Here is a 12910-nt window from a genome sequence, read left to right as displayed (position 1 = left end):
CGAACCTTTCGGCCTCGGCGCACTCCGACGTGTGCAGTACGGACGAAGTCCGGTACAGCGACATCAAACAGCCATCAGATCGTTTTCCTTACCTTCAAGCGCCTTGTCGATCTCCGCAACGTACTTGTCGGTCAGCTTTTGAACGTCGTCTTGACCGCGTCGTTCCTCGTCTTCACTGATTTCCTTTTCCTTCACCAGATCCTTGAGCTGGGCAATAGCATCGCGCCGAATGTTGCGCACGGCGACACGAGCGTTTTCAGCCTCTGAGCGTGCCTGCTTGGTGTACCCCTTACGGGTCTCTTCAGTAAGCGCAGGCATCGGTACGCGAATCGTAGTACCGGCAGTGGCGGGGTTTAGGCCCAGATCAGACGTCATGATCGCTTTTTCAACCGCCTGGATCATGCCTCTATCAAAGACAGTAAGGGCCAAAGTGCGCGAGTCTTCTGCCGTGACATTCGCAATCTGGCGCAGAGGTGTATCGCTGCCGTAATACGACACCATAACGCCATCGAGAATGCTCGGATGAGCGCGACCGGTACGAATCTTGGCGAATGCATGCCCCAGCGATTCCAGGGTTTTCTTCATGCGCTCTTGAGCGTCTTGCTTAATCTCATTGATCATTGGTACTGCTCCTCGATCAGGGTTCCTTCAGCGCCGCCAAGCACAATATTGAGCAGGGCACCGGGCTTGTTCATATTGAACACCCGCAGCGGCATGTTGTGGTCGCGGCATAGGCAAATGGCAGTCAGGTCCATGACGCCCAGCTTGCGGTCAAGCACATCATCATAGGTAAGCTGCTCGAACTTCTCGGCATTCGGATCCTTGAAGGGGTCGGCCGTATAAACGCCGTCAACCTTGGTAGCCTTGAGCACCACATCGGCATGAATCTCGATGGCACGCAGGCAGGCGGCCGAATCAGTGGTAAAGAACGGATTGCCGGTGCCGGCGGAGAAGATCACTACCTCGCCACCTTTCAGATGACGCATCGCCTTGCGACGGTCGTAATGATCAGTGACGCCAACCATCGAAATCGCCGACATGACCAATGCGGGTATGTTCGAGCGCTCCAAGGCGTCACGCATGGCCAAGGAGTTCATGACCGTAGCGAGCATACCCATATGGTCGCCAGTCACACGATCCATGCCTGCGGCGGAAAGAGCAGCACCGCGGAAAAGATTGCCGCCGCCAATGACCAGACCAACTTCTACGCCTATGCCGACTAACTGCCCAACCTCCAAGGCCATGCGATCAAGCACCTTGGGATCAATGCCAAAGTCCTCCGACCCCATAAGGGCCTCGCCGCTTAGTTTGAGCAGAATGCGTTTATAGCGAGGATTGCGTGCACTCATCTGCTGAGCCATTGGCGTTGTCTCTCCTGCGGCATTTGTATGACTAGGCTGGCCTGCAGCCGGGAAAAATGTCTGCGCTATGACAGCGCAGTCTCGCATTGGTGCCAAGCGGTGACTGCCGCATTGGCAAAAACGTTTCCATCCCCCAATCCGACAAAGAGGCCGCGCGCGTGAGCGGGCAGCCTCTTCGAGGACGGCAGAAACGTCTTATTGCTTGGTGGCTGCCACCTGAGCGGCAACTTCAGCAGCGAAATCGACCTCAGCGCGCTCGATGCCCTCACCTACCTCGTAACGAACGAAGGAAACGATTTCGGCACCGGCTTTTTTCGCCAGCTCACCGACCTTGACGTCCGGATCCTTGACGAAGGCCTGCTCGACCAGACTGGCTTCAGCGAGAAACTTGCTGATACGGCCTGCAACCATCTTCTCGACGATTTCGGCAGGCTTGCCTTTGATCTTATCTTCGTTCAGTGCCAGGAAGATCTCTTTTTCCTTCGCAACAGCTTCCTCAGAAACCTGCGATGGATCCAGGAACTGAGGATTGCTAGCGGCGACGTGCATGGCGATTTCCTTCGCCAGCTCGACGCTACCACCTTTCAGCGCCACCAGGACACCAATCCGGTGACCGTGCAGATAAGAGCCCACCAGATCGGCTTCGACAGTGGTCAGACGGCGGATATTGACGTTCTCGCCGCACTTCGCGACCAGCGCCTCACGATCAGCTTCCTGAGCGGCGACCAGCGGAGCAGCATCGGTCATCTTCTCGGCGAACGCTTTCTCGACGCTGTTGCTGACGAAATTCTTGAAGTCGTCCTGCAGGGCCAGGAAGTCGGTCTGCGAGTTGACTTCGATAATCACGGCACGCTTGTTGTCATCCGCGACTTTAACCGCGATGGCGCCTTCAGCAGCAATGTTGCCAGCCTTCTTGGCTGCCTTGATGGCACCCGCAGCACGCATGTCATCAATTGCTTTCTCGATGTCGCCACCAGCGGCGGTGAGCGCCTTTTTGCAATCCATCATGCCTTGGCCAGTGCGCTCGCGCAGTTCTTTAACCAGGGCTGCAGTGATCTCTGCCATGTTCGCAAATCCTCTCGATTCGATTGTCGATCATACCCTCATCTCGGGCGATCAATTCGGAATTGGCAAAAAGGGGGCATAGCCCCCTTTCTGTTCAACGGGTATCAGCTAGGCGACAGATGCGCTCAGCCTTGAGCAGCCTCAGCGGCTGTCTCTTCGACGAACTCGTCAGCACCGCCAGCGTTGTTCTGACGACCACGCAGCACAGCGTCTGCCATGGAGCCCAGATAGAGTTGCACGGCACGAATGGCATCATCGTTACCAGGAATGATGTAGTCGACGCCTTCCGGGCTGCTGTTGGTATCAACGATGCCGATAACCGGAATACCCAGCTTGTTGGCTTCGGAGATCGCAATACGCTCGTGGTCGACGTCAACAACGAACATGGCGTCCGGCAGACCGCCCATGTCCTTGATACCGCCCAGGCTACGATCCAGCTTCTCAAGATCGCGAGTACGCATCAGCGCCTCTTTCTTGGTCAGCTTCTCGAAGGTGCCGTCCTGAGCCTGGACTTCCAGTTCACGCAGACGCTTGATCGAGGCACGAATGGTCTTGTAGTTGGTCAGCATGCCGCCCAACCAGCGATGATCGACGTACGGCGAACCACAACGAGCAGCCTCTTCGCGAACGATCTTGCCAGCGGAACGCTTGGTGCCGACGAACAGAATCTTGTTTTTGCCTGCAGCCAGCTTTTCAACGAAACGCAGCGCGTCGTTGAACATCGGCAGGGTTTTCTCAAGGTTGATGATATGAATCTTGTTACGCGCGCCAAAGATGTACTTATTCATCTTCGGGTTCCAGTAACGGGTCTGGTGGCCGAAGTGCACACCGGCCTTCAGCATATCGCGCATGGTGACTTGAGACATGAGAGTTCCTCAGATAAGTCGGGTTAGGCCTCCACGCGTCCCGATATCCAACTCTTGCGAGCACCCAGGATACCGTGTCGACACGTGTGTGGGGTCAGGCTCGGCAGGTAGTCCCGCAGAGCGGCGCGTTTTATAGCACAAGCCAGCATCAGAGGCTAGCGCGGACTGACATGGAACCTCGCTAACCCTGGTTTGCCCGAGCCATCAGGGCCGCCTGCAGGTAAAGCCTTCTTTGGTTTATCATTTGTCTCTTAATATCTATTTGCCTGCGCCTCTTGGCGCCAAGAGGGTTGCATGACTGTTTCCATCAAGACGCCTGAAGACATCGAGAAAATGCGCATTGCCGGCCGCCTGGCCGCCGAGGTGCTCGAAATGATCGGTGATCACGTCAAGCCGGGCGTCACCACCGAAGAGCTGGACCGCATCTGCCACGAGCACATCGTAAACGTACAACAAGCCATACCCGCCCCGCTCAATTACAAGGGTTATCCCAAATCGATTTGCACATCAATCAATCATGTCGTCTGTCATGGCATTCCCAACGACAAGCCTCTCAAAGACGGTGACATCCTCAATATCGATATCACAGTCATCAAGGATGGTTACCACGGCGATACCAGCCGAATGTTCCTCGTCGGCAAAGCGCCTGAGTGGGCCGAGCGGCTCTGCAAGGTAACGCAGGAATGCCTTTATAAAGGTATCGAGGTTGTCCGCCCCGGAGCGCGCCTAGGGGACATCGGCGAGGTGATACAGAAGCATGCCGAGAAGAACGGCTTCTCCGTCGTCCGCGAGTACTGTGGACATGGCATCGGCAAGGTTTTCCACGAAGAGCCGCAAGTGCTTCACTACGGCCGCGCTGGGACCGGGCTGGAGCTAAAGGAAGGAATGACCTTCACCATAGAGCCAATGATTAACCAGGGCCGGTCGGAAACTCGCCTGCTTGGTGACGGCTGGACAGCCATTACCAAGGACCGCAAGCTATCCGCCCAATGGGAACACACCCTTGTGGTGACCGCCGATGGCTATGAAATCTTCACCCTGCGCAGCGATGACACCATAGCCCGCACATCGCCCTAATTTTGATGCTTTGATGGAGGGCGACGGTATGCCTCAGGTTGATTCCGAATTGTTCGACCGCAGCCAGTTCCAGGCTGAACTGGCACTTAAGGCCAGCCCTATCGCCGCCTTCAAGAAAGTCATACGCAAGGCGCGGGAGGTCCTCGATGCACGCTTCCTCGCCGGCCAGGATATCCGAGGTCTGATCGAAGGCCGCGCCTGGTTCGTAGACCAGATCTTGCGAGCCGCCTGGGGTCGCTTCGACTGGAACAGCGAGGCAGAAATAGCGCTGGTAGCCGTCGGTGGCTATGGGCGCGGCGAGCTGCACCCCTATTCCGATATCGACCTGCTGATACTGCTCGATAACAATGACCAGGAAATATTCCGCGACGCCATCGAGCGGTTTCTGACCCTGCTATGGGACATTGGCTTGGAAGTTGGCCAGAGCGTTCGTTCGGTACAGGAATGCGCCGAGGAGGCACGGGCGGACCTGACCGTCATCACCAACCTCATGGAAAGCCGTACGATTGCTGGCCCCGAGCGCTTGCGTCAGAACATGCTGAAGGTCACCAGCCCTTCGGAAATGTGGCCGAGCAAAGAATTCTTCCTCGCCAAACGTAACGAGCAGGCCACGCGCCACTCGAAATACAACAATACCGAGTACAACCTGGAGCCAAACGTCAAAGGCTCGCCTGGCGGGCTGCGCGACATCCAGACGATCCTGTGGATAGCGCGGCGCCAGTTCGGCAGCTTGAATCTTAGCGCTATCCTCGATCAGGGATTTCTGACCGAAGGCGAGTACTCGTTACTGGTGGCTGGACAAGAATTCATCTGGCGGGTCCGTTACGGATTACACATGCTGGCCGGGCGTGCGGAGGATCGACTGCTATTCGACCACCAGCGCAGCCTCGCCGCTCTCCTCGGCTATGAAGACAGCGACGCCAAGCTGGCGATCGAGCGCTTCATGCAGAAGTACTACCGCGTCGTGATGAGCATTTCAGAACTAAGCGATCTGGTAGGGCAGCACTTTGCCGAAGTCATCCTCTGGGAGGGCGACAGCGGCGATGCGGTGCCGCTCAACAGCCGCTTCTTGGTGCGCGATGGCTATCTGGAAGTAACCGATGATTTGGTGTTCAAGCGCAGGCCCTTCGCGATTCTGGAAATCTTCGTATTGCTGGCTCAACACCCTGACATCCAGGGTGTACGAGCGGAGACCATTCGCCTCCTTCGGGACCACCGACACCTCATTGACGACGATTTTCGTAGCGACATCCGCAACACCAGCCTGTTCATCGAGCTGTTCAAATGCAAGGAAGGCATCCACCGCAATCTGCGACGTATGAATCGCTACGGCATTCTCGGACGCTACCTGCCCGAGTTCGGTCATATCGTGGGGCAGATGCAGCATGACCTCTTTCATATCTACACGGTTGACGCCCATACGCTCAATGTCATCAAGTACCTGCGCAAACTGAGCAAACCCGGCGTTGCCGAAAAGTATCCACTGGCCAGCAAACTCGTGGAACGGCTACCCAAGCCGGAGCTCATCTATATCGCAGGGCTCTATCACGATATCGCCAAGGGCCGTGGCGGCGACCATTCGGAGCTGGGCGCGGTGGATGCGCAGGAGTTCTGCGCGCGTCACAAGCTGCCCGCGTGGGACACGCGGCTGGTGGTATGGCTGGTTGAGAACCATCTGGTGATGTCAACGACTGCGCAGCGCAAGGACCTGTCTGACCCACAGGTGATCAACGACTTTGCCCAACAGGTGGGTGACGAAACCCACCTTGATTACCTGTATGTGCTGACCGTTGCAGACATCAACGCAACCAACCCGACCCTCTGGAATTCCTGGCGGGCGAGCCTGCTACGCCAGCTGTATACCGAAACCAAACGCGCGCTCAAGCGCGGCCTGGAAAACCCGCTGGGGCGCGAGGAGCAGATTCGCCAGACCCAGCGCGCCGCACTCGACAACCTGGTGCGCAACGGGACCGATCCGGACGACGCCGAACAACTATGGTCGCAGCTAGGTGACGACTATTTCATGCGCCACAGCTCGATTGATGTCGCCTGGCACACAGAAGCCATCATCGAGCACCCAAGCGACGGCGGTCCGCTGGTCCTGATCAAAGAAACCACCCAGCGTGAATTTGAGGGTGGCACGCAGATCTTCATCTACGCACCCGATCAGCATGACTTCTTCGCCGTTACCGTTGCGGCCATGGACCAACTGAACCTGAACATTCACGATGCCCGCATTATCACTTCGAGCAGCCAGTTCACGCTGGACACCTATATCGTGCTGGACGCCGACGGTTCTCCCATTGGCAACGACCGCGAGCGCACAGAGGAGATTCGGCAAGGATTGATCAACGCGCTGCGTAATCCGGATGACTACCTGACCATCATTCAGAAACGTGTGCCCCGGCAATTGAAGCATTTCGCATTCCCACCGCAGGTCACCATTCACAACGACATGCAGCGCCCGCAAACGATCATCGAGGTCGTTGCACCGGACCGCCCTGGGCTACTGGCGCGCATTGGCCAGCTGTTTCTGGACTTCGATCTCTCGGTACAGAACGCCAAGATCGCCACGTTGGGCGAGCGTGTAGAGGATGTGTTCTTCGTAACCAATGCAGACAATCAGCCCTTGTCTGACCCGCAGCTATGCACCCGACTGCAGCAGGCGATGATCAAGCAGCTGAGTCAGGACAACGAGCATCAGCCCTCACCTAGCAGCATCGTCATCTAATCTGCAACGGCATCGCCGCCTCGGCAACGAGGCGGTAGTGGACATCATCTGCGCCGGCAATCAATCCCAGGGCTTGCCGCGGGTTTTGGCAGTGTATGGCAGCCTTTGTTGCATGGCTGCCTTCGCCAGGACATGTGCGCTGACCGGCGCGGTCAAAAACAGAAACAAGGTGATCAGCACTTCATGGAGGCTGAGGCCGTTGCCCTGATTGCTGAAGAAGATCATCGAAGCGATGACGATTCCTCCGACCCCAAGCGTGGTTGCCTTGGTCGGACCGTGCAGCCGTGTAAAGAAATCGGGAAGACGGTACAAACCGATCGCCCCAACCAAGGCGAACGCGCTCCCCACTATTAGAAACACGCTCACCAGCAATTCTATCCAGAATGGCATGCAGCCTCCTCAGTCAATGATTTCGCCGTGCAACAAGTGCTTGCCCACCGCCACGGTACTGACGAAGCCCATCACCGCAATGAGCAGAGCCGCCTCGAAGAACAGATCGGACGCGAGCCAGATACCAAACAGGACGATCAAGGCCAGCGCATTGATATACAAGGTGTCGAGCGCCAATACTCGATCAGGCATGTCGGGCCCCTGAACGAGCCGCACCACGTTTAGGATCGCTGCGATTCCGATAACCGCCATGCACAAGGGAATTACATACGCGAGCATTCGAAAATCTCCAGCAGCGGCGTTTCGTAACGGCTCTTCACCTCGGCTACCAGCGCCTCCGTGTCGGGGGCATCCAGAGCGTGAATCAGCAACATCTTGTGTCCGGGTCGCAAAGACGCCGATACGGTTCCAGGGGTTAACGAAATGATGCTGGTCAATACGGCGAGCACGAACGGGTGTTCAATGGCCATCGGTATCTCGACGAAGGCAGGCCGCAGTCGATCCCGAGAACTGAGCACCAGCTTGGCCACACTGACGTTGGCCACGACGATGTCGTAAAACACTTTCAGCAGAAACAGACAGAGCTTCAAGGGCCTACGCACTTTCGGTAGGTCAACCAGAAATCCCTGCACCAGCAATGGGATCGCCCAACCTAAAAACAGTCCAAGCACCAGTTGCCCCACGCTCAGTGCGTTATTGAGCAGTAGCCAGAGCAGCGTAAGAAGCAAGGTGAGCGCAGGGTTGGGCAGCAGACGTGATTTCATGCCTCACCTCCCCGGATAATCTGCAGATACGGCTGTAGCTCGAACAGCTGGGCTGCGGTCGCCTGCATATAGGCCTGGATCGGCTGCGCCACTGCAACCAACAACACGCTGCCAAACAGCAGACCAAAAGTTGCCACCACACGCACGCGATCCGCGGGCCTTCCAACACTGACCGCTTCACTAGGCCGCCAGAACACCATGCTGCCGGCTCGGCTCAGTGCGATCACCATCCCCAATCCACCCACCAGAACCACTGGCCACAGCAGCAGGGCGTCGACTCCGGGAGCAACGGCCTGCAGTAGCATCACCTTGCCAATGAAACCAGAGAAAGGCGGGAGCCCGGCAATCGAAATCGCGCCGGCGAAAAACAACGCGCCCAGCAACAAAGGCTGCTTGAGTGCGGGAGCCGATAGCAACTCGGCGGCCATATCGCCGCGCTGGCGGGCGATGAGGTCAGCCAGCAGAAACAAGCCTCCGGACACCAGCGTGCTGTGCACTAGGTAGTACAGCGCAGCGCTAAGGCCCACCTCTGTTCCCAGCGCGATCCCAGCCAGCAACGTGCCCACCGAAACCACCACCAGATAGGACAGCAGTATCTGCAGGTTGCGGGCGGCCAGTGCGCCCAGTACGCCACCAACGAGCGTAAGCATGGAAAGCGGCCACAACCAATCCAGCACCATGTTGCTCAACACACCCGCTTCGCTACCGAAGATCAGCGTGAACACACGCACAATCGCGTAGAGCCCGAGCTTGGTCATGATCGCGAAAAGCGCAGCCACCGGAGCGGTCGCCGCGGCATAAGCACGCGGCAGCCAGAAATACAGCGGCAGGATCGCTCCCTTCAACGCAAATACCACTAGCAACAGGTAGCCCGCGGCAGCGAGAAGCGGAGCGTCGGCTGGATCAGCTGCACCAACCCGTCCTGCCAGATCGGCCATGTTCAAGGTTCCGGTCAGACCATAGAGCATGCTGACACCGATCAGAAACAGCGATGAGCCCAACAGGTTCAGCACGACATAATGAATGCCCGACTGCACGCGCTTCGCGCCTTGGCCATGAAGCAGCAGCGCGTAAGACGAGATCAGCAGAATCTCGAAGAACACGAAAAGGTTGAATAAATCACCGGTCAGAAAGGCACCGTTGATGCCCGCCAGCTGGAACTGAAACAGCGCATGAAAATTCGGCCCACGCTCGTCATCGCCACGCACGGCATACAACACCGAGAATCCCGCCAGTATGGCGGTCACTAGCAGCATCAAGGCACTCAACCGGTCAAGCAGCAACATGATGCCGAACGGTGGCTGCCAGCCGCCAAGACGGTACACGGACAGCTGGCCAGCATCGGCCTGCCATAACAGCCCCAAGGCCAGCGGCACCAACAACCAGGTAGCCGCCACCGATAGCAGGCGTTTAAGCGATGCACTGTGGCGATGAAGCAACAGCAGGCTGCATCCGACCAACAGGGGCAGCAGGATCGGCATGATCAACGCATGATTCATTTGCGCGGCTCCCGACCATCAACATGATCGGTACGCAACTCGCCCAGTCCGCGAAGCGCCAGCACCACAACGAACGCGGTCATGGCGAAACCAATGACGATCGCAGTCAGCACCAGGGCCTGCGGCAACGGATCACCGTACTCGGCGCTGGCTCCGATAATTGCCGGAACACCGGTGGAGAGACGCCCCATTGCGAAAATGAACAGATTCACTGCATAGGAAATCAACGTCAGCCCCATGACTACAGGAAATATCCGCGCGCGGAGCAACAGATACACGCCACTGGTCATCATCACGCCCAACGTGACCGCGAACACGATTTCCATCAAAGCACCTCCTTGCACGACTCGTCCTGACTGACATGACCCATATTGGAGAGAATCAGCAGGGTTGCTCCTACCACGGCCAGATAGACACCAAGATCGAACAGCATCGCGGTTGCCAACTCGAAGTCGCCAATCAATGGCAGGTGAAAATGGCCGAAAGCCGAGGTCAGGAAAGGCCGACCGAACAGCCAACTACCCAGGCCGGTCAGACCCGCAATCAACACACCGAGCCCCGCCACGCCGTGATAGCTGAACGGCTGTCGCTGCTGCGCCCAGACCACGCCATGCGAGATGTACTGGAGGATCAGAGCAACCGCAGTGATCAGGCCCGCGATGAAGCCGCCCCCTGGTAAATTGTGGCCGCGCAGGAAGATGAATACCGACACCAACAGCGCCATCGGCAACAGCACACGAGACAGCGTGTCCAGCACCATTGGATGCCTATCGGTTGACCACAGCCTACCGCCGTAGTCGCGGATCGGGTGTGGCAGGCGCAGTCCATGGAGCAGCCCGTAGATACCAACCGCAGCGATTGCCAGCACGGCAATCTCACCCAGGGTATCGAAACCCCGAAAATCGACCAGAATCACGTTGACCACATTGGTGCCACCGCCCCCGGACACACTGTTCTCAAGAAAGAACGAGGCGATGCTGTCATACGGCCGACTCAGTACCGCGTAGGCCAACAAGGCGACCATGGTGCCAAAGGACGACGCAATAATCAGGTCGCGGAAACTGCGCAGGCTGCTCGACTCAACCGGTGTGCGGTCAGGCATGAAGAACAATGCCAGGATCAGCAGAATGATGGTCACCACCTCGACGGATATCTGCGTCAGCGCCAGATCAGGTGCGGAATAGCGGGCGAACACCAGCGCTACCAACAACCCAACCACACTGAGCACCATCAGCGCCATGAGGCGTCTGCGGTGGAAGACTACCGTCATTACCGACGCCAGTCCGAGAAGCAGCATTCCGGCGACGGTGATACCGTCCAGGGGCGTCAGTGGCACAGAGCCCCGCAGCGTCTGCAGCGGGGTCAATGCGTAGATCACAACAAGCAACGAGCTGACCAGCATCAGCGCCAGATAGCGTTGCAACGACCCGTTCTCCATACGTTCGGTTACCCAGCGCGCCGTGGCAGCAATCCCGCTGACCACCCGAGCGAACACCTGCAGCGAATCGACACGCGGCAGCCCCTCATACCAGCGAAACGCCCATTTGCGCATCGAATAGATCAGCAAACCTCCGCCCAACGCAACGAAACTCATCGCCAAGGGCAGATTGAAGCCGTGCCATATCGCCAGGCTGTATTCAGGCACGTCACCACCCAAGCTGCCGGCTACGGCTGCAGCCAGCAAGGGTGCGACTGTGTAGGCAGGCAAGGTGCCCACCAGCAGACACAGCAAAACCAGGATTTCGACCGGAATCTTCATGTACCGCGCCGGCTCATGTGGCGGGTATTTAGGTAAGTCGATGGGTTCGCCGTTGAAAAACACGTCGTGAACGAAGCGCAGCGAGTAGGCGACAGAGAAAGCACTCGCCAGCGTCGCCAGGGCCGGGATCGTCCAGTAGAAGCTGCCCAACAGATGCTGATCGAGGGTCTCGGCAAAGAACATTTCCTTGCTGAGGAAGCCGTTGAGCAGCGGCACCCCAGCCATTGCCAACGACGCCACCATTGCCAGCGCCGCAGTGTGCGGCATGTACTTCAGCATGCCATTGATGCGACGCATGTCGCGCGTTCCGGTCTCGTGATCAATGATCCCCGCAGCCATGAACAGCGAAGCCTTGAAGGTGGCGTGATTAATGATATGGAAGATCGCGGCCACAGGCCCGAGGCGCGAGTCGAGGCCGAACAGCAGGGTAATCAAACCGAGATGGCTAATGGTCGAATAGGCCAGCAACCCCTTCAGATCATGCTGGAACAGCGCCATTACCGCGCCGATCAGCAAGGTCGCCAAGCCTGTCAGGCTGACCAGATAGAACCACCATTCCGAGTCCGACAGCGCTGGATACAGCCGCGCCAGCAGGAACACACCGGCCTTGACCATCGTCGCAGAGTGCAGAAAAGCCGATACCGGGGTGGGCGCCGCCATCGCCTGTGGCAACCAGAAGTGAAACGGAAACTGCGCCGACTTGGTAAACACGCCAAGCAGAATCAGAATCAGGGTCAACGGGTACAAAGCACTGGCGCGGATCAGATCACCTGACGCTAGAACGGTACTTAGCTCGTAACTGCCGACGATATGCCCGATCAGCAAAATACCCGCCAGCAGAGCCAGCCCGCCGCCACCGGTCACCGCGAGTGCCATCCGGGCACCTTGGCGAGCATCGGAACGGTGATTCCAGAAGCCTATCAACAGGAACGACGAAAGGCTGGTCAACTCCCAAAACATCAGCATCAGAAGAAGGTTTTCGGCCAGCACCACACCGAGCATGGCGCCCATGAACAGGAGAAAGAAGCTGAAAAAGCGACCCATCGGCTCGCTTTTCGACAGGTAATAGCGCGCATACAGGATAACGAGCAGGCCGATCCCCAGAATCAGCAGCGCGAAGAGAAACCCTAAACCGTCTAGCCTCAAGCTGAGGTTCAACCCCAGACTGGGAAGCCAGGTCAATGTCTGCACTTCCGTCTCGCCGCCAAATACATCAGCGCGCTTGGACAGCAGCAATGCCAACGCCAGCAACGGGGCCAGGCCGGCACCGAACGCACAGGCGGATCGGCCGAACCGTTCAAACAGCAACGGCAGGCAGATTCCCAGGAATGGCAAAGCGATGATCAGCGCAAGCGCCATGAGTAAAACCCCTTGAGCCGTGCATGCGCACGGCAGTTA

The 12910-nt window shown here is 57.7% G+C and carries 12 protein-coding genes; 2 read left to right on the top strand and 10 right to left on the bottom strand.

Annotation, left to right across the window (positions count from 1 at the left end; genetic code table 11):
- Positions 1–63: 63 nt before the first annotated feature.
- From frr to rpsB, 4 genes are all read right to left on the bottom strand, one after another.
- Positions 64–621, bottom strand: a complete 558-nt coding sequence (gene frr / locus ACQKEK_RS01950) for a ribosome recycling factor (RefSeq protein WP_025240920.1) — start codon at positions 619–621, stop codon at positions 64–66.
- A complete protein-coding gene (pyrH, locus tag ACQKEK_RS01945; RefSeq protein ID WP_128119477.1) occupies positions 618–1361 on the bottom strand; it encodes a UMP kinase in 744 nt (247 codons plus the stop codon). The genes frr and pyrH overlap by 4 nt, the downstream gene beginning before the upstream one ends.
- A gap of 195 nt (positions 1362–1556) precedes the next feature.
- On the bottom strand, positions 1557–2426 hold the full coding sequence (gene tsf, locus ACQKEK_RS01940; RefSeq protein ID WP_128119478.1) for a translation elongation factor Ts: 870 nt from the start codon (positions 2424–2426) through the stop codon (positions 1557–1559).
- A 125-nt stretch (positions 2427–2551) separates the two neighbouring features.
- Positions 2552–3292: a 30S ribosomal protein S2 gene (gene rpsB, locus ACQKEK_RS01935; RefSeq protein WP_128119479.1), complete on the bottom strand. Its 741-nt coding sequence runs from the start codon at positions 3290–3292 to the stop codon at positions 2552–2554.
- 294 nt (positions 3293–3586) lie between these two features.
- On the opposite strand from rpsB, the gene map reads away from it, so the two are divergent.
- Positions 3587–4369 (top strand): type I methionyl aminopeptidase, encoded by a 783-nt coding sequence (map, locus tag ACQKEK_RS01930; RefSeq protein WP_046162042.1) that lies wholly within the window; start codon positions 3587–3589, stop codon positions 4367–4369.
- Positions 4370–4397: 28 nt separating this feature from the next.
- Positions 4398–7100, top strand: a complete 2703-nt coding sequence (locus ACQKEK_RS01925) for a [protein-PII] uridylyltransferase (protein ID WP_499140900.1) — start codon at positions 4398–4400, stop codon at positions 7098–7100.
- 60 nt (positions 7101–7160) lie between these two features.
- On the opposite strand, the gene ACQKEK_RS01920 is transcribed toward ACQKEK_RS01925, so the two are convergent.
- From ACQKEK_RS01920 to ACQKEK_RS01895, 6 genes are read right to left on the bottom strand one after another with little or no spacing between them, the layout of a single operon-like run.
- Positions 7161–7490, bottom strand: coding sequence for a Na+/H+ antiporter subunit G (locus tag ACQKEK_RS01920; protein ID WP_128119481.1), 330 nt, complete (start codon positions 7488–7490; stop codon positions 7161–7163).
- Positions 7491–7499: 9 nt separating this feature from the next.
- Positions 7500–7769, bottom strand: coding sequence for a K+/H+ antiporter subunit F (locus tag ACQKEK_RS01915; protein WP_045429028.1), 270 nt, complete (start codon positions 7767–7769; stop codon positions 7500–7502).
- Positions 7754–8254 carry a Na+/H+ antiporter subunit E gene (locus tag ACQKEK_RS01910; protein WP_128119482.1) on the bottom strand — a complete coding sequence of 167 codons (501 nt, stop codon included), beginning with the start codon at positions 8252–8254 and terminating at the stop codon, positions 7754–7756. The genes ACQKEK_RS01915 and ACQKEK_RS01910 overlap by 16 nt, the downstream gene beginning before the upstream one ends.
- Entirely contained in the window at positions 8251–9753 is a 1503-nt protein-coding gene (locus ACQKEK_RS01905) for a monovalent cation/H+ antiporter subunit D (protein ID WP_499140899.1), read from the bottom strand. The genes ACQKEK_RS01910 and ACQKEK_RS01905 overlap by 4 nt, the downstream gene beginning before the upstream one ends.
- The gene (locus ACQKEK_RS01900; RefSeq protein WP_045429034.1) at positions 9750–10079 is read right to left on the bottom strand and encodes a Na+/H+ antiporter subunit C; all 330 of its coding nucleotides are present in this window, start codon (positions 10077–10079) and stop codon (positions 9750–9752) included. Before ACQKEK_RS01900 ends, ACQKEK_RS01905 begins: the two co-directional genes overlap by 4 nt.
- Positions 10079–12871 carry a monovalent cation/H+ antiporter subunit A gene (locus tag ACQKEK_RS01895; RefSeq protein ID WP_499140898.1) on the bottom strand — a complete coding sequence of 931 codons (2793 nt, stop codon included), beginning with the start codon at positions 12869–12871 and terminating at the stop codon, positions 10079–10081. Before ACQKEK_RS01895 ends, ACQKEK_RS01900 begins: the two co-directional genes overlap by 1 nt.
- Positions 12872–12910 lie beyond the last annotated feature (39 nt).

The organism is Pseudomonas sp. NPDC077408 (genome assembly GCF_050269105.1).
In the GTDB taxonomy this organism is placed as follows: domain Bacteria; phylum Pseudomonadota; class Gammaproteobacteria; order Pseudomonadales; family Pseudomonadaceae; genus Stutzerimonas.
Note: the sequence above shows the minus strand (reverse complement) of the source record. Positions and strands in the feature narration are given on the sequence as shown.